General features: G+C 67.1%; 21 protein-coding genes, 1 tRNA gene, 1 other RNA gene and 2 pseudogenes. 9 read left to right on the top strand and 16 right to left on the bottom strand.

The annotated features are described in order from the left end of the window. Window positions 1-142: 142 nt before the first annotated feature. Window positions 143-529, bottom strand: a complete 387-nt coding sequence (locus ETX26_RS02030; protein ID WP_129523037.1) for a DUF4168 domain-containing protein — start codon at window positions 527-529, stop codon at window positions 143-145. Window positions 530-1057: 528 nt separating this feature from the next. Here ETX26_RS02030 and ETX26_RS02025 point away from each other — a divergent pair. After that, window positions 1058-1561 (top strand): hypothetical protein, encoded by a 504-nt coding sequence (locus tag ETX26_RS02025; protein ID WP_129523036.1) that lies wholly within the window; start codon window positions 1058-1060, stop codon window positions 1559-1561. A 287-nt stretch (window positions 1562-1848) separates the two neighbouring features. Here the strand turns inward: ETX26_RS02025 and ETX26_RS02020 are convergent, their stop codons facing one another. After that, a complete protein-coding gene (locus tag ETX26_RS02020; RefSeq protein WP_129523035.1) occupies window positions 1849-3024 on the bottom strand; it encodes an amino acid aminotransferase in 1176 nt (391 codons plus the stop codon). A gap of 129 nt (window positions 3025-3153) precedes the next feature. Further along, complete coding sequence (locus ETX26_RS02015; protein ID WP_129523034.1) at window positions 3154-3963, bottom strand: DUF1134 domain-containing protein; 810 nt, start codon at window positions 3961-3963, stop codon at window positions 3154-3156. 227 nt (window positions 3964-4190) lie between these two features. On the opposite strand from ETX26_RS02015, the gene ETX26_RS02010 reads away from it, so the two are divergent. Then, window positions 4191-4280 (top strand) — tRNA-Ser (locus ETX26_RS02010). Between the two features lie 306 nt (window positions 4281-4586). On the opposite strand, the pseudogene ETX26_RS14425 reads toward ETX26_RS02010, so the two are convergent. The 12 genes and pseudogenes from ETX26_RS14425 to ETX26_RS01950 form a co-directional block, all read right to left on the bottom strand. Next, window positions 4587-4868: pseudogene (locus ETX26_RS14425) on the bottom strand (uroporphyrinogen-III C-methyltransferase); the annotation flags it as partial. Next, window positions 4865-5206 (bottom strand): nitrite reductase small subunit NirD, encoded by a 342-nt coding sequence (gene nirD / locus ETX26_RS02000; RefSeq protein ID WP_129523032.1) that lies wholly within the window; start codon window positions 5204-5206, stop codon window positions 4865-4867. The gene nirD and the pseudogene ETX26_RS14425, both read right to left, overlap by 4 nt. Then, on the bottom strand, window positions 5206-7713 hold the full coding sequence (gene nirB, locus ETX26_RS01995; RefSeq protein WP_129523031.1) for a nitrite reductase large subunit NirB: 2508 nt from the start codon (window positions 7711-7713) through the stop codon (window positions 5206-5208). Before nirB ends, nirD begins: the two co-directional genes overlap by 1 nt. 228 nt (window positions 7714-7941) lie before the next feature. Next, window positions 7942-9759, bottom strand: a complete 1818-nt coding sequence (locus ETX26_RS01990; protein WP_225425454.1) for a bifunctional protein-serine/threonine kinase/phosphatase — start codon at window positions 9757-9759, stop codon at window positions 7942-7944. Next, window positions 9756-10592 (bottom strand): formate/nitrite transporter family protein, encoded by an 837-nt coding sequence (locus ETX26_RS01985; protein ID WP_129523030.1) that lies wholly within the window; start codon window positions 10590-10592, stop codon window positions 9756-9758. The genes ETX26_RS01990 and ETX26_RS01985 overlap by 4 nt, the downstream gene beginning before the upstream one ends. Window positions 10593-10608: 16 nt before the next feature. Continuing rightward, window positions 10609-11865, bottom strand: a complete 1257-nt coding sequence (locus ETX26_RS01980) for a hypothetical protein (RefSeq protein WP_225425453.1) — start codon at window positions 11863-11865, stop codon at window positions 10609-10611. 334 nt (window positions 11866-12199) lie between these two features. Beyond that, window positions 12200-13408, bottom strand: coding sequence for an ABC transporter substrate-binding protein (locus tag ETX26_RS01975; RefSeq protein WP_129523029.1), 1209 nt, complete (start codon window positions 13406-13408; stop codon window positions 12200-12202). Further along, window positions 13405-13986, bottom strand: a complete 582-nt coding sequence (locus ETX26_RS01970) for an ANTAR domain-containing response regulator (protein ID WP_129523028.1) — start codon at window positions 13984-13986, stop codon at window positions 13405-13407. The genes ETX26_RS01975 and ETX26_RS01970 overlap by 4 nt, the downstream gene beginning before the upstream one ends. A gap of 64 nt (window positions 13987-14050) precedes the next feature. Continuing rightward, window positions 14051-14501, bottom strand: an RNA gene (gene rnpB / locus ETX26_RS01965) — RNase P RNA component class A. Window positions 14502-14507: 6 nt separating this feature from the next. Beyond that, window positions 14508-15212, bottom strand: coding sequence for an N-acetylmuramoyl-L-alanine amidase (locus ETX26_RS01960; protein ID WP_404825253.1), 705 nt, complete (start codon window positions 15210-15212; stop codon window positions 14508-14510). Next, on the bottom strand, window positions 15212-15856 hold the full coding sequence (locus tag ETX26_RS01955; protein WP_129523026.1) for a histidine phosphotransferase family protein: 645 nt from the start codon (window positions 15854-15856) through the stop codon (window positions 15212-15214). The genes ETX26_RS01960 and ETX26_RS01955 overlap by 1 nt, the downstream gene beginning before the upstream one ends. Before the next feature lie 49 nt (window positions 15857-15905). Next, a complete protein-coding gene (locus ETX26_RS01950; RefSeq protein WP_129523025.1) occupies window positions 15906-16301 on the bottom strand; it encodes a M67 family metallopeptidase in 396 nt (131 codons plus the stop codon). Between the two features lie 98 nt (window positions 16302-16399). Between ETX26_RS01950 and ETX26_RS14420 the strand changes: the two are divergent. The 5 genes and pseudogenes from ETX26_RS14420 to ETX26_RS01930 all read left to right on the top strand — a co-directional run. Continuing rightward, window positions 16400-16561 (top strand): annotated as a pseudogene (locus ETX26_RS14420) (GIY-YIG nuclease family protein); the annotation flags it as partial. A 147-nt stretch (window positions 16562-16708) separates the two neighbouring features. After that, window positions 16709-17635, top strand: a complete 927-nt coding sequence (locus ETX26_RS01945; protein ID WP_225425579.1) for an RluA family pseudouridine synthase — start codon at window positions 16709-16711, stop codon at window positions 17633-17635. A 123-nt stretch (window positions 17636-17758) separates the two neighbouring features. Then, the gene (rpoH, locus tag ETX26_RS01940) at window positions 17759-18664 is read left to right on the top strand and encodes an RNA polymerase sigma factor RpoH (RefSeq protein WP_191984676.1); all 906 of its coding nucleotides are present in this window, start codon (window positions 17759-17761) and stop codon (window positions 18662-18664) included. A gap of 78 nt (window positions 18665-18742) precedes the next feature. Next, complete coding sequence (locus ETX26_RS01935; RefSeq protein WP_165271678.1) at window positions 18743-19570, top strand: LytTR family DNA-binding domain-containing protein; 828 nt, start codon at window positions 18743-18745, stop codon at window positions 19568-19570. A gap of 94 nt (window positions 19571-19664) precedes the next feature. Then, window positions 19665-20753, top strand: coding sequence for a M23 family metallopeptidase (locus ETX26_RS01930; protein ID WP_129523022.1), 1089 nt, complete (start codon window positions 19665-19667; stop codon window positions 20751-20753). A gap of 59 nt (window positions 20754-20812) precedes the next feature. Here the strand turns inward: ETX26_RS01930 and ETX26_RS01925 are convergent, their stop codons facing one another. Next, window positions 20813-21556 carry an SDR family oxidoreductase gene (locus tag ETX26_RS01925; protein WP_129523021.1) on the bottom strand — a complete coding sequence of 248 codons (744 nt, stop codon included), beginning with the start codon at window positions 21554-21556 and terminating at the stop codon, window positions 20813-20815. A gap of 104 nt (window positions 21557-21660) precedes the next feature. Between ETX26_RS01925 and ETX26_RS01920 the strand changes: the two genes are divergently transcribed. Together ETX26_RS01920 and mtgA are read left to right on the top strand one after the other, a co-directional pair. Continuing rightward, window positions 21661-22065, top strand: a complete 405-nt coding sequence (locus tag ETX26_RS01920) for a winged helix-turn-helix transcriptional regulator (RefSeq protein WP_129523020.1) — start codon at window positions 21661-21663, stop codon at window positions 22063-22065. 19 nt (window positions 22066-22084) lie between these two features. After that, window positions 22085-22753 (top strand): monofunctional biosynthetic peptidoglycan transglycosylase, encoded by a 669-nt coding sequence (gene mtgA, locus ETX26_RS01915; RefSeq protein WP_129523019.1) that lies wholly within the window; start codon window positions 22085-22087, stop codon window positions 22751-22753.

Raw genomic sequence — 22753 nt, 5'->3', positions numbered from 1 at the left:
GTCCCCGGAGGCCGGTGTGTGCCGGGATGACGCACATCCCTCCGATCTCCGCCCGCGACGAAAACGCCCCGCCCGGCCGCGAGGCCGGACGGGGCGCTGGTTCGAAACGGAGAGAGCTTCTCCGATTCGGGGGGAGCTTGGCTCAGGGATTGCCCTGTGACGCCGCATTCTGCGCGGCCTGGACGTGGGCCGCGGCCGCAACCTGGATGCGCTCCTGCAGCTCCGGATCACCCTGGCTCGCCACCGCAATGGCGTTGAATTCCTGGGGCGCCATGCCCGATTCCTGCACCGCGGCAGCCATCATGCTCTGCTTCTGCTGCTGGTCCATGGCCTGGTCGCCGGCGATCTGCTCGACCTTGAGCGCGGCCAGCGCGAAACGGTCGACCTGCTCGTCGGAGATGTCCGCCGACTGCGGCGCGGCCTGCGCGGCCGGGGGCGTGGTCGGCTGCGCCGGAGCGGTGGCTTCCTGAGCGAACGCGGCGCCGCTGACGGTGAGCGAAGCGGCGGCCAATGCGAAAACGGTCTTCATACGATCCTCCGTGTTGGAGGCGGCGACCTACGTAGGGCTATCCGGGTTTATAACCGTAAGTGAGATGGGGCGTGTGCGCTCCGGGGTGGCGCGTGCCTCCCGATCCGAAACCGCTCCGACGCCCCGACGGCAAGTTCCCTCATCGCGCAGTCCTATGAGCGAGAACCGCAAGCGGCCTGCCGGTCGCACCGCCGCTCCGGATTGTTCACACAAAGACACCAACGCACGAAGATGTTCCGCCCCGCGCAGCGGGACACCCCTTCCTCGACCGTAGCCCTCACTCTTCCGCCATGATGCGGAACGACATCGCCGCAAACGCCACATCTTTGTGCCTTGGTGTCTTTGTGTGAACCAAATACTCTTCACCTCACGAACGCGGGGATCGCTCTCCACCAGGTCGGCCTCGCTGCACGCGACCCAGCCTTCGCGGGGACGACGGAGTTTTGATCTAGCGGTCGCGGGAAATAAGAACAAAGTACGTACAAAAACAACTTTCCTACATCGCGAAAATCTGCCTTATCCTTTCGGATGAAGCACTATCCGCCCCTTCTCCCGCGCGAGCGGAAGCCTGCGCCGCCCCGGATCCCGCTGTTCTACGCCGTGCCCGGCCGCACCCGCGCCGACGGGTGGACGCCGCGGCGGCAGGCCCTGTTCATCGGATATCTCGCCGAAACCCGTTCCGTCACCGAAGCCGCGCGGCGTGTGTCGATGGCGCGCGAAACCGCCTACCGGCTGCGCCGCCGCGAGGGAGCGGAAGGCTTCAATGCGGCGTGGAATGCGGCGCTCGGGATCGCCCCCGCGCAAGGTGACGGCAAAAGGTCACAGGCCGGCGTGACCCCGTCACGGAAGGTCACGAACAGGGAGCTCATGTGGCGCGTCGAGACCGGCCTGTGGCAGGTGCGGATGCACCGCGGCCGCTTCGCCGGGGTGTGGCGGAGACCCGACAATGCCGCGCTTTTTCAGTTGCTTGCTCGGCTCGACCGCGCGCGGATCACCGGCGAGCGCACCCGGCGGGAGAGGGAGGCGGCATGAAAGGTCACGCCGCGCAAATATGCCGTCGAGTGTCAACCGGGCGGCCGGTTCCGCAGTTGGCACAAGCCCTCTCAGGGCCTGATTCGAAGTCCGGCACCGGCCCACGCCCGGCCACGCCCCACCCCGATCCCCAGCGAAGGCTGGGGTCTCAGGCTATCAGGCGGAGCGCCAGCGGCCTGAGCCCCCTGCTTGCCGCAAAGCGGCAGTTTATCCTGAGCGACGCCGCAGGCGGCGTCGAAGGGCCGGGGATCATGAGAGATTTGAAACGCAAGTTCCGGATCGGACTGTCAGCCGGTGACGGCGGCGAGCGCCTGCACGAACTTCTCGATGTTGCCGCCGTGCAGCCCGGCGACGTTGATCCGGCCCGAGCCCGCCATGTAGATCGCATGCTCGGTCCGCAGCCGCTCGACCTGCTCCTTGCTCACCGGCAGGACCGAGAACAGCCCGTTCTGGTGCGCCAGCGGCGCCAGGTCGACCGCGCCGGCCGTTCCCGCGTCGGCGAGCGATTGGCGCACCCGGCGCATCCGCTCGCGCATCGTCTCGAGCTCGTCGAGCCACAGCGCGGTCAGGTCCGCATCGCGCAGCACGATCCGCACCGCCGCGCCGCCGTGATCGGGCGGCATCGACCAGGCCGCGCGGGCCAGCGCGTTGAGGTTCGACTGGATCGCGTCGATCTGTCCGGCGTCGCGGGCGAGCGCGTAGAGCGCGCCCACGCGGTCGCGGTACATGCCGAAGTTCTTGTCGCAGCTGTAGGCGACCAGCGCTTCCGGCACCGCATCGAGCACGCGGCGCAGGCCGTAGGCGTCCTCCTCCATCCCGTGGCCGAGGCCCTGGTAGGCAAGGTCGAGGATCGGCAGCGCCGCGCCGCCCGCGAACGCATCGGCGATCGCGTCCCATTCCTCGGGGGAGTAGTCGATCCCGGTCGGGTTGTGGCAGCAGCCGTGCAGCAGCACCGCCTCGCCTTCCTTCGCCCCGCGGATCGCGGCGAGCGCAGCCTCGGCATTGGCGGTGCCGTCGGGATTGGCGTGCTCGAACATGGCCGCCTCCACGCCGACGTCGGCGAGGATCTGCGCGTGGTTGGGCCAGCTCGGCGCGCCGAGGTGGATGCGGCTCACGCCCGCGCGCTGGGCCACCGCGACGGCGAGGCGCACCGCGCCGGTGCCGCCCGGCGTCTGCATGCCCTGCAACCGCCCGCCCATCGTTCCGTCGCGTCCGAAGGCGTGCGGGATCAGCGCGTTGACGAAGCCCATGTCGCCCTCGGGGCCGAGATACGATTTCGACTCCTGCTCCTCGACCAGCCGCTGCTCGGCCTGCTTGATCGCGGCGAAGACCGGCGTGTCGCCCTGCCCCGTGCGATAGACGCCGACGCCGAGGTCGATCTTGTCCGCCCGCTCGTCGTCGGCATAGAGCTTGATCAGCGCGAGCAGCGCGTCGGGGGCTTGCGGTTCGAGTCTGTCGAGCATGTGCCGCCCCATGCCCAGACGTGCGAAGGGCCGCAACAGAAAATCCCGTCGCAGCCCTTCCCCGTCAGCGCAGTTTTGCTTGGGTGGTCAGAACTTTTGGAGAAGCGGCACCGATTCCCGAACAGATGCTCAGAAGGGCAGCCAGCGCTGCTTCTTGGAGAACTTCATGTAGCCGGCGTTGACCCCCAGCCGCAGCCCCGCACCCACCCGGATCGGGATCAGCACGACATTGCCCTTGCGCATGTAGCTGGCAGTGAGGCCGCCCACCACGTAGGCCTGCCCCTCGCCCGCCGGATAGCGTTCGTAGAGCTCCTCGGTGTCGTAGAGATTGTAGACCAGCACGAAGGTGTTGCCGGCGTTCGCGCCGACGTCGAACCCGACCGAGGGCCCGGTCCAGTAGACGGGGCGCTGCCCCTCGACCTTGTGGTAGAGCGTGCCCGAGCCGTAGCGGGCGCCGACGACGAACGCGCCGCCCGCCTCACGACCGACGATGTAGGCGTTGGGCTCGCCCTGCTCCTTCAGCAGGCCCTGGATCATCTTCGCGACGCCCTCGGCGCCCTTGCCGAACAGCCCTTCGGCGGCGCCGATCAGGTCGTCTTCCTTGTAGGTGTCGCTGTCCGCGGCGGCGACCTGCGTGTTTCCGGCGACCTCGCCGGTGGCGGCCGCGCCCTGGTCCGTCGCCTGCGCCGGGTCCGACCAGGTCGGGGCGACGGGCGCGCCGTCGGGGGGCGTCGGCGAGTAGGTGACCGTGTTGTCCTGCGGCTGCGCGACCTCATCGGCGTAGACCGGCTCGCTGCCGGGCGCTTCCTCGAGATCCGCGTCGATCGCGGTGTCGGGATCGAACGTCTCGATCGACTGCGCAGCGAGCGGTGCGGCGGTCAGCGCAAAGGCGGCGGCAAGGCCGGCCATCGCGCGGCGAATTGTGGGAATGCGTTGCATGTGGCCCCTCCTGGTCCGAAATCGGGCCCGAAACCCGGACCTGTCCAGAAGCGAACAGAATCCCTTGCGGCTGAAGCGGCAATGAACCGGCGACGAAGCGAATCGAAAACGGGGCGAAACGAGTCGGAACGGCGCCGAGCGCACCGTTCGCCGCGCGAGACGAGAGGCGGCTTGCAGCGCTCACCCGTGCCCGTTATAGCGCGCCCCTCGCACGCCGCCGGGCATGCGGAGACGTGGGTGAGTGGCTGAAACCAGTTCCCTGCTAAGGAACCATACCCTATCGGGTATCGAGGGTTCGAATCCCTCCGTCTCCGCCACCGGCGCCGCTGACCCTGTCACGCGCGGCATCGCTGCGGGGCTCCCGAAAACCTCTATCCCGCCTTGCGGGCAGGCAGGCAGCCTTGGCCCGCCGAGCGCAGTTGGCGCCCCGGCGACGAACCGCATCGCCCAAAAAAAAGCCCGCCGGAGCGGGGAGTGGGCCAGCCGGGGGTATTGGGGGGGGTACGGCTGGCGATCACGCTCTGGCGGCATCGTGACGAGAGGATTTCCGGCGACTCTCCCGATCGCCTTGTCAGCGCGTGAAATTCACAAACGTTGGATTTGTTCCCATGCATGCGAACGACCCCGCCCTTCAGCCGCACGACGCGCTCTCCGGCCAGCGCGGCCTCGATGATCAGCCCGCTGATGGCGCACTGATCCATCGCATGGCGCCCGGCGCGCTTGCCCGCGTAGACGCGACGAGCGGACGGCGGAACGAGATCGAGGACCTCAGGCCCGACGAGCGCGTCGTGGATCACCAGGCTTACCGAGCGGATCAGCCGTTCGGCCTTGCGCGTGAGCAGGTCGGGGTCGCCCGGCCCCGCTCCCACCAGCCACACCGTGCCGGACGGAAATTCCCCCGTCATGCCGCCCGCTTCCCCACGACGCTCTCGCGCAGAAGGTAGATTCGGCCGCAATCGACCTTCAACGGAATGGTCGGAACGCAACCCTCGTCGCCGCCGAGGACCTGGCCGCTCTTGAGCGAGATGCGCCAGCTGTGCAGCGGGCAGGTGACGCTGTCGCCGTGGACAATGCCCTGGCTCAGCGGCCCCTGCTTGTGCGGGCACTTGTTGACCAGCGCGTAGAACTCGCCGCGCGTGGTGTGGAACACCGCGATCTCCTCGCCACCGATCACCGGCAGCGTGGCTGCCATGCCCGGTTCGATCTGCGTGACCGGGCCAAGGTCGAGCCATGTCGCTTCCATTATGCGTACTCCATTCCGGCAGGGACGACGGTGGCGAGGTGGCTGTGCAGATCGCGCCGTTCGCCTGCCGCACGCTTCGCCCACGGATCGTCCTGCATGAACTTCTGCGAATGGCGGAATCGCGCAGCCAATCGCCGCACCGCGTCCGGGTCGTCGAACATCTGCGCCCTGATCCACTCGAGCCCCTTGCGCTCGAGCCACGGCGCCGTGCGCTCGAGGTAGTGCGCATCCTCGCGGTAAAGCTGGATGAACGCGGCGCAGTGCTCCAGCGCCTCTTCTTCGGTGGCGACCTTGCACAGCAGGTCGGTTGCGCGGACCTTGATCCCGCCGTTGCCGCCGACGTGGAGCTCGTAGCCGCTGTCGACGCAGACAACCCCGAAGTCCTTGATCGTCGCCTCGGCGCAGTTCCGCGGGCAGCCGCTGACCGCCATCTTGAACTTGTGCGGCATCCAGCTGCCCCAGCTCATCTGCTCGAGCTTGACGCCAAGGCCGGTCGAATCCTGCGTCCCGAAGCGGCACCATTCGGAGCCGACACAGGTCTTCACCGTGCGCAGGCTCTTGCCGTAGGCGTGGCCGGAGACCATGCCCGCGGCGTTGAGATCGGCCCAGACCGCCGGCAGATCCTCCTTCCTGATCCCGAAGATATCGAGCCGCTGTCCGCCGGTGACCTTGACCATGCGCGCATCGAACTTCTCGATCACGTCGGCGATCGCCCGCAGCTCGCGCGGGTTGGTGATGCCGCCCCACATCCTCGGCACGACCGAGTAGGTGCCGTCCTTCTGGATGTTGGCGTGCAGGCGCTCGTTGACGAAGCGGCTCTTCTGGTCGTCCTCGTACTCGCCCGGCCAGGCGCACAGGAGATAGTAGTTGAGCGCCGGGCGGCAGGAGGCGCAGCCGTCGGGCGTGGTCCAGTGCAGCTCCTGCATGACCTGCGGGATCGCCTTCAGCTCCTTCTCGAGGATCAGGCGGCGCACGTCGTCATGGCCGAAGCTGGTGCACTTGCACATGGTCTTCGGGCCCGCCTGGACCTCGTCGCCGAGAGTCAGCGCCAGCAGCCCCTCGACGAGCCCAGTGCACGATCCGCAGCTGGCCGAGGCCTTGCAGGTAGAGCGCACGGCGTCGAGGCTGGCGGCGCCGTCGAGGATGCACTGGATGACTTTGCCCTTGGATACGCCGTTGCAGCCGCAGATCTCTGCGTCGTCCGGGAGGGCGGCAACGGCGGCGTTAGGGTCCGCGAGGGCGCCTCCGCCGAGCGCAAAGGCCTGGCCGAAGATCAGCCCTTCGCGCATCTCGGACACGTCCTCCTGCTTCTTCAGCAGGTCGAAGTACCAGTTGCCGTCGACGGTATCGCCGTAGAGCACCGCGCCGACGATGCGGTTGTCCTTCAGGACCAGGCGCTTGTACACGCCGCGCGCCGCGTCGCGCATGACGATGTCCTCGCCCTCGTCGCCGCCCGAGAAGTCGCCGGCCGAGAACACGTCGATGCCGGAGACCTTGAGCTTGGTCGAAGTGACCGAGCCCGCATAGCCGCTCGGTTGTTCGGTCAGGTGATCGGCCAGCGCGCGGCACATCTCCCACAGCGGCGCGACGAGGCCGTAGCACTGCCCGCGGTGCTGGACGCACTCGCCCACCGCGAGCACGTTCGGGTCCGAGGTTACCATGTGGTCGTCGACCATGATGCCGCGTTCGCATTCGAGCCCCGAGGTCTTGGCGAGCATGATCGATGGCCGGATGCCGACCGCCATGATCACGATGTCCGCCGGAATCTCGCGCCCGTCCTTCAGCCGTACGGCGGCGACGTGGCCGTCCTTCCCGACGATCTCCTGCGTATCCGCGCCGGTCAGGATCGTCTGCCCGCGCCGTTCCAGCTCCTGCTTCAGCAGCCAGCCGGCCGCCTCGTCGAGCTGGCGCTCCATCAGCGTCGGCATCAGGTGGACGACGGTGACAGTCATCCCGCGCAGCGAGAGGCCGTGCGCCGCCTCCAGCCCCAGCAGCCCGCCACCGATCACCACCGCCCGCCCTTGCTCTTCATTTGGGCCGCCCTGCTCGGCCGCCGCCAGCATCTTGTCGACGTCATCGAGGTCGCGGAACGTCACCACGCCCGGCAGGTCGCGGCCCGGCACCGGGATGATGAACGGATCGGACCCGGTCGCAATCAGCAGCTTGTCGTAGGACTCGACCCGGCCGGAGCGGGCGACTACCGTCTGCCGCTCCCGGTCGATGTGGTCGACCGGATCGCCGGAGACCAGCTCGATGCCGTTCTCGGCGTACCATTCGGCGGTGTTGAGCACGATCTCGTCGAAGCTCTTCTCGCCCGCCAGAACCGGCGAAAGCATGATGCGGTTGTAGTTGACCCGCGGCTCGGCGCCGAAAATGGTGATCGCATAGCGCTTCGCGTCGCGTGCCAGGATCTCCTCGACCGCCCGGCAGCCGGCCATGCCGTTGCCGATGACGACCAATCGCTCGCGCCTCCGCTGTGCCTGATCGAAGCTCGTCGGTGCGTTCACTTGCCTTGTCCCTTCCGGTCGCCAGCCGCGCACGCAAAAAAGCCGCCAGATCGCACCCCGGAGAGGGAGAGACTGGCGGCGTCATTGCCACGCTGTGCTGCTGTTCGAGCGGTGGGCCGGTTTCGTCCAACGGTGGACGGGCCCTGTCCGCCTTCACCAATCTTGTAACGGATTCGCCGCCCTGCCAGCAAGCGCTTTTTGCAGTGCAGCAAAATGCGGCAGGCGTGCCTAACGTGCGAGCAGGGTCAACTCTGGCCACCGGAGAACCGACAACGCGAGCAGCAGGGCCAGTATCGCCGATACGATCTGCCACTGCCGCACGCCGCCCCGCTCCAGCAGCGGCCGCGGGGCGAATTCGAGAAGCGCCGGATTCGGATGCGAAAGGTCGTAGATGAACTCGCTCAGTTCGCCATAGCGCTTCGCAGGGTCGACCGCGACCGCCCGGGCGAGCGCTGCGTCGACCCAGCCGGGGACGTCCGGATTCCGGTCCGAAGCAGGGCGATAGCGCAGCCGCCGCTGCGCCGCGGGCGTGCTCGCGTTCGCGACTGCCGTGCCGTATGGCAGCGCTCCTGTCAGCATCTGATAGACAATCACTCCGAGCGAGAAGAGATCGCTGCGCGGGCTCGCCAGGTCGCCCAGGAACAGCTCGGGCGCGGCATACTGCACCGTTCCGGCGAACAGCGCCTGCTTCGCGGCACCGGGCGCGAGCTCGCCGAGACCCGCGACCTCGACCGAACCGAAGTCGATGATGCGCGCCGTCCCTTCGCGATCGATCATCACGTTCTTCGGCCGCAGGTCCCGGTGCAACATCTCCCGCCGGTGCAGCGCGAGCAGGCCGGCCGCGAGCTGGCCCGCGACATCACGCACCGCCGCCAGCTCGGGCCGCGGGTGGCGCATCATCCATGCATCGAGCGTCTCGCCCTCGATGAAAGGCGCGACCGAATAAACGTGGCGCCGGGGGCCGCGCTGGGAAGCAGCAGGCAGGAGGTTGGCGTGGGATACCCGGCGGGTGACCCATTCCTCGAGCAGGAGCGCGGCGAGCTCGCCCTGGTCGTCGGCGTGCTCGGTCGAGGGCACCTTGATCGCCACCTGCGCCCCGTCCGCCAAATCGCGGGCGAGATAGACATGGCTGCGGCTGCCGGCATGCACTTCCCGGACGATCTCGTAGCCTTCGAACAGCTCTCCCGGCGTGAGTCTCGGCGCCGGCGGCAGGCCGAGGCTGCCGTCGAGCAGCTCCTCGACCTCGCCGCTCGGCAGCCTCTCGATCCGCACGAGCTGGACCGTGAGATTGTCTCGGCTGCCGCTGGCCAGCGCTTCGTCCGCGATCGCGCGCGCCGCCTCCTCCAGGTCGGCTGCGGTTTCGATCAGCTCCACCGTCCGCGCCGTGCCGACGAAATCGTGCACGCCGTCGGTCGAGAGCATGAACAGGTCGCCCGGCTGCAGCGGGAGCTGGCGGTAGTCGATCTCGACCGAGCGGTTGGCGCCGAGCGCACGGCCGAGATAGCTCTCGCCCCCGCCGAGCTCGACCCGGTGGGGCTCGGTGAGGGGCTCGAGCACACCGCCCGCAATGCGAGCGATCCGCCCGTCGCCGACGTGGAACAGATGCGCGCTGCGGGATCTCAGGACGAGCGCGCCGAACGTGCAGATCAGCGCCGCCTGCTCGCGGTTCTCGCCCTCCTCGCGCGGGCGGTGCCGGGCGTTCTGTGCGTGCATCCAGGAGTTGGTGGCAGCGATCACCCGTTCGGCCGCAGTCCGCACCGACCAGGCTTCGGAGGTGCAGTAGTAATCGGTGAGGAAGCTCTTCACCGCGGTTTCGGCGGCGGCCGCGCCGAGGCGGCTGGTGCTGATCCCGTCGGCGACCGCGATAGCGATGCCTTTGGTCAGCCGGTCGGCGCCCTCGGGCTCGAGGGCGCCGTGGAAGTCCTGGTTCTCCGGCTTGACCCCGGCGGCTGAATACTGGCCGATCGAAATCTCCAGCCGGCCGGGCCCAGGGCGGGGGAGGCGGACCAGTCCGCCTGGAACCGCCTCGCTCGCGGCCGAGTTCACGCGGCGCGCGAGAGCACCGGCTCGACTGCCTTGCGGCTTGGGCTGGTGCGGATGTGGGTGGCGTAGAGCGTCAGCCCGGTGAAGGTCAGGCCGCCGACCAGATTGCCGAGCACGGTCGGGATCTCGTTCCACCAGAAGTAATCCCACAGCGAGAAGGCCCCGCCCATCATCAGCGCGCTGGGAAACAGGAACATGTTCACGATCGAATGCTCGAAGACCATGTAGAAGAACAGCATGATCGGCATCCACATGGCGATCACCTTGCCCGAAACGTTGGTCGAGATCATCGCCCCGACCACGCCGGTCGAGACCATCCAGTTGCACAGCATCCCGCGCACGAAGATCGTCAGCCACCCGGCTACGCCGAATTCGGCATAGCCGAGCGTGCGGCCTTCGCCGATGGAAGCAATCCGCTGCGCGACCTCGTTCGGTTCCGTCTGGAAGCCGTAGGTGAAATAGATCGCCATCAGCACCGCCGTGGTCAGCGCCCCGGCGAAATTGCCGGTGAACACCAGGCCCCAGTTGCGCAGTACGCCGCCCCAGGTGCAGCCCGGCCGCTTGTCCCACACTGCCAGCGGGGCGAGCACGAACACGCCGGTCAGCAGGTCGAAGCCAAGCAGGTAGAGCATGACAAAACCGACCGGGAACAGCACCGCGCCGAGCAGCGCATCCCCGGTCTGCACCGTGACGGCGATCGCGAACGCCGCCGCCAGAGCCAGTGTCGCGCCCGCCATGAAGGCGCGGATCAGCGTGTCCTTGGTCGACATGAAGATCTTGGATTCGCCCGCGTCGACCATCTTGGTGACGAATTCCGAAGGTGCGAGGTAAGACATTGAAAATTCTCCTCGGTTAGAAGCTGATTTCGGCCTGAAGCCAGAATTTCTCGGTATCGACGGCGAACCCGTCGGCGCGGTAGTTCGCGTATTTCGCCAGCAGGGCGGCCGGCCCGACCTTGAAGCCGAGGGAGGCGTCCCACTCGGATCCGTAGTCGAGGCCGCCGAAATCGCTGTCGAACTCGTGGTAGGTGAGGTCGGCTTTGAGGCCGGGCAGGAACGGCACGCCGAACGATCGGCCGACCGTCACGTAATGGTCGCGCAGGCCGGTGGGTGGCGTGGTCAGGAACATGTCGGCCCAGCCGTTGAACGCGTGCAGCGTAGCGAGCGGCGTCTGAAACGCCGCGACACCGCCGTCGCTGCCGAGTTCCTCGTAACCGGCGGCGAGATCGAACCCGAACAGGGCGAGGCCGAGCCGTGCGTTGATGTAGTCTGCGTCGTAGGCGATGGGATTGGCGCCATAGTCGCTCTGCCGGGCATAGCTGGCCAGGGCATTGAGCTTGCCGACGGCGGGAATGTCGACGCCTGCGCTCGCGAGCACGCCGTAAGTCTGGCTCGAGAAAGCCACCCGCGTGTCGTAATCGACCAGATAGGCGAAGGCTTTGGCATCGATCACCGGCAGGTCGATCCCGCCGTTCAGCAGCACGATGTCGCCGTCGAAGTGCGAGTTCGGGCTGTCGACGCCGAACACCGTCCGCTGCGAGATCGAATAGGTCGCATCCAGCGAGACAGGGCCGAGCTTTGCCTGCCCGCGGACGGCGTCGAACGTCTGCTCGTTTTGTCGCCAGCCGACGTTGCCGACGAAGCGCGCGTTGTCGAGGATGATCCGCTGGCGCCCGACCGTGACCCCGGTGCCGTCGCGCGTCCAGGACACTTGCAGGCGGTTCAGCTCGAAATTTTCCGGGTCGGCGACCACCGGAAACGGCTCGATGCCGTTGCCGGGAAGCGTATCGTTGTAGTCGTCGGCCAGCGCCGCCGTGCCCTCGCCTTCGGCAAGGATCGAGAAGCCCTCGATTTTCAACTCGGCGCCGGCGCGGACCCGCAGGGTGAGCGCCTCTGCATCGTCGGGCGCGCCGGCCTGGTCGACGACCTCATGACGCAGCCGGGCCGCGAGGATCGGATCGAGCGACGCGCCGCCGCCGATCTCGATCGTATCGCCCGGTGCGGCGGACGCCGGGTGCGGCCAGCCGGCGATGAGGAACGGAGCAAGCACCGCCAGCGGCTTGCGCCACGAACCCGCCCCTCTCCGAAAATCTGCGTCGTAATCGCTCACTCGAACCCTCGCCGGATTGGCGCACAACGCAAAAAAGCCGCCTCGACATGGGTCCCGGGTGGGAGCCAGATCGGGCGGCGACGTTGCCACGCAATGTAAGAACCGAAACGGAGGCGCTGCTCGCCCCGGCGGTGGGGCGGCTCTCCGTTCCGCAGCAATTGTTATCGAGTCATATCACGTTCGCCAAGCAGTTTTTGCGGTGCAGCAAAATCGGCGGTCGACGCGGGCAGCAGCGAAAACGCACTCTCGGGAGCATCGGTAAATAACCAAAATACCAGTCACAATCACAAACCAAAAGTGCCGTTGCGGTTCATTGGATACTCAACAAGCCACGCTACGGCAGTCGCGCAAGATACTCTTCGAGTTTCTCCGGATCGAAGCTGTCCCCATCGAAGAAAGTGTTCGGGGACAATGTGATGACGCCCTGCTGCGTACCCACCGAGGTAAGCTGCGCTACGCTGCCCTCGACCTTGGAACTGGCGCCGGGAAGCGGATCGTCGGTGTCTTGCATTGCACTGCGGTATACGTCGGGGCGGAATACCGCGGCGGCCGCTGCCGCCTCTCCGGTCGCGAACGGCGTCCGGTCCCAGCGGATCATCTGCGAATAGAGCCATAGCGCCTGGCTCACCCAGGGGAAGTTGGCCGCCTCGCTGTGCTGGAACATGAAATCGGGAAAATGCACCGGTTCGCCGCCTTGCCGCAGGACCAGCCGGTCGGAGATTGCACGGCGAATCAACGCGGGATCGCCGCCGACATATTCCGGCCGGGCGAGAATTCTCGCATTGCCGTCCCAGTTTTCAGGGTCGACGAAGTGCTTGCCGGCCTTGCGCATGGCCCGGATCAGCGCCTCGAAAGCGGGGCGCCGGGCTTCCAGCACGGGGCTGCGCACGGCCAGCACTTTCTCCACGCCCCTGCGCCAGATCTGCGCCGTGGCGAGCACGATCCTCGCCACGCCGCGTTCGACCGCAAGGCTGTTCCACGGTTCCCCTACGCAGGCGCCATCGATCTCGCCGCTGGCGTAGGCGTCGGCAACGAAAGGCGGCGAGACCGTCATGATCTCCACGTCTTCGTCGGGCCGGACGCCGCATCCGGCCAGCCAGTAGCGGAGCATGTAGTTGTGGCTGGAATAGCGGTGGACCACCCCGAAGCGCAGCTTGCTCCCGGCACGCTTGCGCGCCGCCACCTCGCTCGCGAGGCCGGCGCCGAGTTCGCGGGGATCCTCGAACTTTCCGGAACGCGCGATCCGGCCCGCCAGTGCGGCCGACATGGTGATCGCATTTCCATTGAGACCGAGCACGAAAGGTACGGCCAGCGGCTGCGCGGGGCGCCCCCGGCCAAGCGTCGCGGCGATCGCCAGCGGCGCGACCAGGTGCGCCGCGTCGGTATGGCCGTAGAGAAGCCGGTCGAGCACGGTCGCCCAGCTGACGTCACGCTGGAAGTTGAGCGCGAGGCCCTCCTCCTCGGCAAAGCCGTGCTCGTGCGCGAGAATCGGCAGGCAGGCATCCGCCAGCGGGAGGAAGCCGACAGTCAGTTTCTCGGTCATGCTCCGTCTCCCAGAAGATCGTGTGCGGTGACGACCGCTTCGGCGATCTCGGCGATCCGCCGGCTCGAGCTCATCGCCTTGCGGCGCAGCTCGGCATAGGCCTCGGGCTCGCTGAGGCCCTTGCTGTCCATCAGGATCCGTTTGGCACGATCGATCGTCTCGCGCTCAGCCAGCTTGCCCTCGGCCGCCGCAAGATCGGCCTGCAGCCTCGCAAAGGCGTTGAAACGCTTGATCGCAAGGTCGAGCAGGGGCCGGATGCGATGGGCGGAAAGCCCGTCGACGACATAAGCGGACACGCCGGCGTCGATCGACGCGGCGATCGCTTCGTCGTCGGCCTGGTCGACGAACATCGCAATCGGGCGGGCGAGCGCCCGGCTGACCGCGAAGTATTCCTCCAGCACGTCGCGCGAGGGATTGCCGAGATCGATCAGCACGACGTCGGGCGCGATCGCCTCGAGCCGCGGCACGAGACCCTTGCGCTCGGTGAGGATGAATATCTCGCTGTCCGGCAGTTGTGCGAGGCCATCTTCGATGATCGACGCCCTGGTGGCGCTTTCGTCGATGATCGCGATCCGCATTGCGCCACACTTCGGCCGCTTGCGAGACCAAGGCAAGCCCATCTTCGGATCGCACGTCAGGAGAAATGCCAGGGGGCCTGTAAGCCGGGTTCTGTCTCGCGGGCGGTATCCCGAAAAGGGACCGGCCCCGCGAGGGCAGCCATTCGTCTAGGCGACGGATTGCTCCGTGCGCTCAAGCAGCCAACCCGGGCGGTCGCAGCTTGCGCTCGGGGCGAAACACCCCGGCCCGCATTCGCAGGCGCGCCGCCCCTATTCGGCCTTGCTCCGGGTGGGGTTTGCCATGCGGGCCGCGTTGCCGAGGCCCCGGTGCGCTCTTACCGCACCCTTTCACCCTTGCCTGCGGCCTTTAGGGCCGCGTCGGCGGTATACTCTCTGTGGCACTTTCCCTGAGCCCGCTCGCGCGGACCCGGCGGGCGTTACCCGCCACCCTCGTTTCGTGGAGCCCGGACTTTCCTCGACCCTCCAACCCGCTCATCCTGAGCTTGTCGAAGGGGCGCGGCTGCCCGGCCCCCTGGCGCGCCCTATCTAGCGTGTCCCCGGTCGCGATCCAAGAGGAGCTGGAACAGGATCGCCCGGATCTGCCCATCGATCTCGCCATCGATCCGCTCCGGCCGCCAGCGGCGCTGGAACGCCTCGACCGCTTTGCGGCCGTCGGTCACATCGTAGCCGAAACGCTCGAGCGCGAGGTAGAACGCACCGTCGTTGTCGAAAGGATCGCCAAGCTCGAGCTTCTCGGGACGCGGCAGGCACAGGCCGTATTCGGCCAGCCGATCCCAGGGAAAGAGTTCGCCCGGATCGATCTTGCGCGCGGGGGCGACATCGGAATGGCCGACGACGTTGGCGCGCGGAATGTCATGATCCTTCACGATCCGCGCGACCAGGGGAACCAGCGCGGCAAACTGCGCTTCCGAGAAGTCGCGATAGCCGAGCGCATGCCCGGGATGATCGAGCTCGATCCCGATGCTGGCAGAGTTCACGTCCTTGTGCCCTCGCCAGTAGGAAGCGCCCGCGTGCCAGGCACGCTTGTCCTCCGGGACCAGCCGCGTGACCTCGCCGGCCTCCGAGATCAGGTAGTGCGCGCTGACCCCTGCTTCGGGATCACACAGACGCTCCAGCGCGGCCTCGGCGCTTTCCATTTCGGTATAGTGGATCACCACCATCGAGACCGGCAGCGTCCGTTCGTTGAAATTGGGCGACGGCCGCTCGCGGTGAACGAGTTCGTCCATCAGCCGTTCGGCAGGACCGCTCCGAGAACCAGCGCGTCACCGGTCTGACGGTACTGCAGCCCGCCGCCCGCGTGATCGGCCAGCAGGCACAGCAGGTGCGCAGGCGCGGTGCGACTGGAGAGCTTGTCTTTCGACAGATTGCCTTCGAGCGCCGCACCGATCGTCTCGTCGAAGGCGATCCTGGCGCCCGCGGCGCGAACGACGATTTCGGTAGCGCCCTCCCGCACTTCGGCCCCGATATCTATCGTGCCGCCGCGCACGAGCGCCTCGATCCCCATGTGGGCGAAGTTGAGCAGCACCTTCACCGCCGGCTTGGACATGCGGCTTTCGGCCAGCGCCCAGTTCACCGCGACCCGCTTCGCGTCGCGGGCCAGCGCATCGATCACCGCACGGGCCTCGGCCACGTCCACCTGGTCGCCGAAACCGCCCGCCGCACCGTAAGCAAGGCGGAAGAACTTGAGCTTGTCGGCGCTGATCTGCGCGCTCTGCTCGAGCAGTTCGAAGCAGCGCTGGCGCATCTCCGGGTCCTTCTCCCCGGCGAGGAGTTCGAGCCCGTTGGACAGTGCCCCGACCGGGCTGAGCATGTCGTGACACAGGCGCGAACAGAGCATGCTGGCGAGATCGATGGCGTCGGTATCGGTCATGGGTTGAAAAACGTCGTCCCGTGCGGCGATGATCAGGTTAACCGCAGCCTTACCGATCAATGACTCGCAGGGAAAGCGGTTCGAACCCCGCTTCGTCGTCGCGCCAGAACCGTACCTCGCCTTCGCCGGCGATCGCCCAGACGCGGCCGTCGCGCGCCGCCATGGCCTGGTCCGTAGGCGAAGGCTCGGCGGGACCGGACGGGTGGGAGTGATAGTAACCCACGACCTGCGGCCCGCCCGCACGCGCCGCCCGGTGCGCGTCGATCAGCGCACGCGGATCGATCTCGAAGTGCATCTCGGGCGCTGGGTGGACGTTGCGCGCCGAGCCGAGAGCGTGAACAGTTTCCCCGTCGCCAAGCAGGATACCGCAGCACTCGCGCGGAGACGCGCGCGCGGCTTCGGCGAGAATCTGGTCCGTTACGGATCGGATGATCTGGAGCGTCACGGGGATTCTCCTAGCACTCCTCTCCCGCATCAAGCAGCACCTCCCCATCCGTTCGCCCCGAGCTTGTCGAAGGGCCGTCCTTCACTTAGGCGAAACGCATGCCGTTCTGGACCTACATTCTCCACTGCCGCGGCGGCGTGTTCTACACCGGGCATACCGAGAATCTCGAGCACCGGATGGGACAACATCGGGACGGGACGCTCGATGGGTTCACCTCGAAGGACGGACCTTGTGAGCTCGTTTGGTCGGAGGAATTTCCGACCCGGTACGAGGCATCGGAAGCGGAAAGGCGGATCAAAGGCTGGTCGCGGGCGAAGAAGCTGGCGCTTATTCGCGGCGATCGGGAGGAGATCTCGCGCCTCGCCAAAAGCAAGGACGGCCCTTCGACAAGCTCAGGGCGAACGGATTTGGAGGGCACTTTGGGTGGCGGCCTCCGCCTCGACAAGGCGTTGGCGGATGCATCCGGGCTTTCGCGCGAGCGGGTCAAGGGGCTGATCAGCGAGGGCAGGGTAACGGTCGATGGCCTGGTGGTGCGCAGCGCTTCGGCCAGGACCAGCGAAGGCGCGGCATTTTCGATCGACGTGCCCCCGGCCGAGCCGTTGGCCGCCGAGGCGCAGGACATCCCGCTCGATGTCGTGTTCGAGGACGATCACCTGATCGTCGTGAACAAGCCTGCGGGGCTGGTCGTCCATCCGGCGGCGGGCAATCCGGACGGGACGCTGGTCAACGCCCTGCTGCACCACTGCCGCGGGCAACTGTCGGGCATCAATGGCGTGGCGCGGCCGGGCATCGTGCACCGGATCGACAAGGACACCTCGGGCCTGCTCGTCGTAGCCAAGACCGATGCGGCGCACGAGGGGCTGGCGCGGCAGTTCGCCGACCACTCGATCACGCGGGCCTATCTGGCCGTCTGCGCCGGGCATCCGGCTCCGCCGATGGGCACGATCTCGGGGCGAATCGGCCGGTCGGACGCGAACCGCAAGAAGATGGCCGTGCTGCCGCCCGATTCGGCCCGTGGCAAGCATGCGGTAACGCACTACAAGACATTGAAACTGCTGCACGATTGCGCACTCGTCGAGTGCCGGCTGGAAACCGGCAGAACCCATCAGGTGCGCGTTCACTGTGCGTCAATCGGTCATCCGCTATTGGGAGATCAAACATATGGACGCACACCGGAAGGGCTTCGCCCACTCCTCAGACGGCTTGGTTTCGCGCGGCAGGCGCTCCACGCCGCATCGCTCGGGTTCGATCATCCGATCACCGGCGAGAGGGTGGATTTCCGGGCCGAGCTGCCGGGGGACATGCGGGAACTCATCGACGAAACCGCTCGTTGAAATCGATGAAAGTCGGTTCAATCCGCCCAGCCAGCGTCCTATATGCACACACGTGGCCCGCATCGCGGATGCCCATCAGGGGTCTGCACCCGCGCGGTCGACACGAGAAAGGTCAGGGTAGAAGTGAGCAATACCAAAGCATTGTCAATTCCGGCGCTTGGCGGCGAGCAGAGCCTCAACCGCTATCTCGCCGAAATCAAGAAGTTCCCGGTGCTGACGGCCGAGCAGGAATACATGCTCGCCAAGCGTTATGCCGAGCATGAAGATCCCGACGCGGCGGCACAGCTGGTGACCAGTCACCTGCGGCTGGTCGCCAAGATCGCCATGGGCTACCGCGGCTACGGCCTGCCGGTGAGCGATCTCATCTCGGAAGGCAACGTCGGTCTGATGCAGGGCGTCAAGAAGTTCGAGCCCGATCGCGGCTTCCGCCTCGCGACGTACGCAATGTGGTGGATCAAGGCCTCGATCCAGGAGTTCATTCTCCGCTCGTGGTCGCTCGTGAAGATGGGCACCACCGCGGCGCAGAAGAAGCTGTTCTTCAACCTGCGCCGGATGAAGAAGAACCTCGACGCCTACGAGGACACCGATCTTCACCCGGACGACGTCGCCAAGATCGCGACCGACCTCGGCGTTCCCGAGCAGGAAGTGATCAACATGAACCGGCGCATGCTGATGGGCGGCGACGGATCGCTGAACACGCCGATGCGCGGCGGCGAGGAAGGCTCGGGCGAATGGCAGGACTGGCTGACCGACGAGCGCCCGCTGCAGGACGAGACCGTCGCCGAGGCCGAGGAGGCCGAAGTCCGGCACGAGATGCTGGTCGAGGCGATGGACAGCCTGAACGAGCGTGAGAAGCACATCCTCACCGAACGGCGCCTGACGGACAATCCGCAGACTCTGGAGGAGCTGAGCCAGGTCTACGACGTCAGCCGCGAACGCATTCGCCAGATCGAAGTGCGGGCGTTCGAGAAGCTGCAGAAGGCGATGCAGCGCATTGCCGGCGAACGGCTGCTACCGGGCATCGCATAAGCAACCGGCAAATCGCGGGCGGCGCCTATGGCGCCGCCCGCCTTGCCGTCTGGCCGCGAAACCGGCAGCTTGGGTGCGATGACCAGCCGCCCGTTCCTGCCGCGAAGCCGCGCCCGATGGATCGTGTTCGTCCTGTTCGGCTGGGCGATCGTGGCCGTCGTCCAGGCCGCCCAGGGATATTTTCTCGCCGCACATTCGGGAACCTCGCAGTCCTGGTGGCCGACGCTTGCCTATACGCTGGCCATCTATTCGGTCTGGGCCTTGCTGACCGGGCCGATCGTCGCGGCCATTCTGGCGATCGAGCGGCAGGTCCGGACCCACGCATTGCGGATCGCCGCCTATGTCGCGTTGTGGCCCGCCGTTTCGGCGCTGCACGTGCTCGTCTTCGCGGTTCTCTACTGGCCGGCCTATCGCGGCGAGAGCGTGCCGACGCGCTGGGCGATGGCCGATCGCATGTTCGTCCGCAATCTCGACACCAATACGCTGCTCTATTTTGCGCTCCTCGGCGTCGTCCTGTTCGGCTTGCGCTTGCGGCGGCGCCGCGCCGCGACGGGCGATCCGTCGCCGCCGGCCCCCGATGATGCATTGCTGATCCGCAATCGCGGACACGTTCGCCGGGTTCCGCTGGACACGATCGACTGGATCGGCGCGGCGGGTGACTATGTCGAGGTGCACGCAGCGGGACGGGTCGAGCTGTTCGACGAATCGCTCGCGTCGCTGGCGGCCCGGCTACCGGCGGGATCCTTCGCCCGCATCCACCGCGGCGCGCTGGTGCGGATCGACCGTATTCGCGATATCGAGCCGATCGGGCGCGGCGACGCACACGTACGCCTCGTCACCGGCGAGCGTTTACGCCTGAGCCGCCGCTTCCGCACCAACCTCGCGGCGCTCATCGCCCCCGCCTGACACGTCCGGCGGTCCCGCTCGCAGATCACCGCTCGCGAAGCGATAGCGGGCGGCGGCACAACCGCGGCCACCGCTGTCAGCCGGAGATCCGCCGATGTTTGCCCTTTCCTTGTTCCTGGTTCTGTCGCCGCCGCTCTGGTCCGCCGCAACGGCGGCCGTCGCGCCCGCCGAAGTGCGGCCCTACCAATCGCTGCACATCGAGGTGCCCTATACGCCGCCGGTCGCACGGATCGAGGGGCGCGACCGGCTGGTCTACGAAGTTCACGCGACCAATTTTTCCGGCAAGACCCTCATGCTCGACGTGATCGAGGTCGAAACGGTCCACGGCGATGTGGTTGCCCGGGTCGATGCGGGCGAGGCGGCCCGCTGGGTCGGCGCGCCCCGCGACCCGGCGCAACGCCTCGCCCCCGGCGAACGCGCGATTCTCTACCTCGACATCCCGGCCCCGCAGGAAACCGCATCGCTGCGACACCGCATTCGCTTTACGGCAGTTCCGGAAGATGGGCCGGCCGAAGCGGTGACGATCGTGGGCGGCGTCGTCACGCCGCGTCCGCCCTTCCCCCTTGCGCTCGGCGCGCCGCTGCGCGGCGGCCCGTGGAGCGCCGTCGCCCTGCCCGACCACGCCAACGGCCATCGGCGTTACCCCTATGCGGTCAGCGGCCGGGTTCGCTTGCCCGGGCGGCACGCGATCGACTGGATGCCCGCGAACGGGTTCGATCCGGCATCGTCCGGGAAAGAGGTCGCCGCCGACGGCACGGGCGCCGACGTCCTCGCCGTTGCCGACGGAGAGATCGTAGCCGTGAAGGAGGAACCATCGCCCGGCGCGCGCCCGAGTATCGAGGACGAGACCGGAGCCATGGTGGTGCTCCTGCTGCCGGACGGGCGCTATGCCTTCTATCAACATCTCGCCCCCGGCATCCCGATCCGCGCCGGGGATCGCGTCGTGAAAGGGCAAGTGATCGCGCGGGTGGGCGCTTCCGGCCATGTCACCCGCCCGCATCTCCATTTCCACGTCGCGGATGGCCCGGCTCCGTTAGACTCGGAAGGTCTGCCGTACGACCTGGACGCCGGACAGGTGCTTGCCCCGGCGGGACTCCCCGGCGATGCGGCAGGGTCGTCCGCTCGGCTGCGCGCGATCGACGGCCTTCCGCGCCCGAACGCTGCGGTGTGGTTCGCGTCCTGAGATCGGGATGAGGGTGCGAAGGCCCGGCCCTCGCACCCTTTTTCCACCGCGCCGGCCGGTCAGAAGCTCCTGGTCATCGCCAGGGCTTCCTCGAACCGGCCTTCTTTCTCCGCATTGCGCAGGAACAAGGCATTGGGGACACATACTTCGGCCGGCGGATTGCCGCTTTCGAACTCCGCCATGACCTGATCGATGAACGTGTCGAGCGGCAGATAGCCCTCGCGCGTCGACTGCCCCGGCGTCAGTTCGGTCTGCACCGCGGGTGGGGCGAGCTCGATCACTTCGACCGCGCCCTCCAGCTTAGCGCGAAGCGAGACGGTGTAGCTGTGGATTGCCGCCTTGGTCGCCGAATAGGTCGCCGCCTTGGGCATCGGCACGAAGGCGAGGCCCGAGCTGACGTTGACGATCGCCGCGCCGTCCTGCGCCTTGAGGTGATCGACGAGCGCGTCGACCAGGCGGATCGGGCCGAGCAGGTTGGTGACGACAGTCGCTTCCGCGTCGGCCAGATCGCGGCCGGTCGACAGATCCTCGTAGCGCATGATCCCGGCGTTGTTCACCAGCACGTTGAGTGCGGGAAACCGGGCCGTGACCTCGCGCGCGAACCGCTGGATATCGGCGGCGTCGGACACGTCGAGAGCGACCGCATGGATATTCGCATGTCCTTCGGCGGTTTCGGCAAGCGCGCCTTCGCTGCGTCCGGCGACGATCACGGTGTTGCCGAGATCGTGCCAGCGCCGCGCGAGTTCGCGGCCGATCCCGCTGCCGCCGCCGGTGACGAGAATGGTGTTGCCGCTGGTTTTCATGGGGAGACCTTCCTTGCTTGTATCGAGGAGGCGCTCCATCTAGGTCATTACTCTATAATGGGAAGTAGGCACCTGAATGTGCGGTAGTTACCGGAAGGAAAGAAATGGGAAAACCGCCGCATACGAGCTATCATTCGGACCCGCGCGTCGACGCGCTGGTCGAGGAGACGATCGGCCGCGTGGCCGACAAGTGGACTCTTCTGGTGCTCGAAGCACTGGAAGAGAACGGCGAGCAGCGCTTCAGCGCGATCGGTCGCGCCGTACCCGGTATCAGCCAGAAGATGCTGACTCAGACCCTCCGCCAGATGGAGCGCGAGGGGCTGGTGACGCGCACCGTCCATCCTGAGGTTCCGCCTCGGGTCGAATACAGGCTGACCGACCTGGGGCATGACCTCGCCGAAGCGTTCTGCGGCGTGTGGCACTGGGCCGAGCGGAACATCGACCGCATCGAGGCCGCGCGCGCCGCATTCGACGCGCGCAAGCAAGGCAATTGCGTAGGGCCCCCATGACCCTTATCCGGTTGCCCTGATGCGCTGGTTCCTGATGTTGCTCGCCAAGCTGGTTCTGTGGTTCGTGGCTCTCAGCCTCGTGCTGGTGCTGGTGTACAGGTTCGTGCCTCCGCCCGCGACCGTCACCATGTTGATGGACGAGAACGGCATGACCAGGGACTGGGAGCCGCTGTCGAACATCGACCGCAATCTCGTGCGTGCGGTGATCGCAGCGGAAGACGGCAAGTTCTGCAGCCATGACGGCTTCGACCGCGAGGCGATCGAGAAGGCGATTCAGCACAATGCGCAAGGGGGGCGCATTCGCGGCGGCTCCACGATCAGCCAGCAGACCGCCAAGAACGTGTTCCTGTGGCAGGGCGGCGGCTTCTTTCGCAAGGGACTGGAAGCGTGGTTCACCTTCCTGATCGAGAACGTCTGGGGCAAGCGGCGGATCATGGAGGTCTACCTGAACGTGGCGGAGACCGGGATCGGCACCTACGGCGCCGAAGCGGGCGCACAGCGGTACTTCAAGCACTCCGCCGCCCGCCTTACCCGCACCGAAGCCGCGCGCATGGCGGCCGCGCTGCCCCTGCCCAAGCAGCGCCCGGTGGTGAACCCGAGCGGCTTCACGCGCCGCTACGGCAACATGATCGCGGCGCGCATGGGTGTGGTCGAACGTGACGGGCTCGACGCCTGCGTCTATCAGTGA

Source organism: Pelagerythrobacter rhizovicinus, assembly GCF_004135625.1.
Classification (GTDB): domain Bacteria; phylum Pseudomonadota; class Alphaproteobacteria; order Sphingomonadales; family Sphingomonadaceae; genus Pelagerythrobacter; species Pelagerythrobacter rhizovicinus.
The sequence above is the reverse complement of the archived record's forward strand: the minus strand, read 5'-3'. Positions and strand labels throughout refer to the sequence as shown.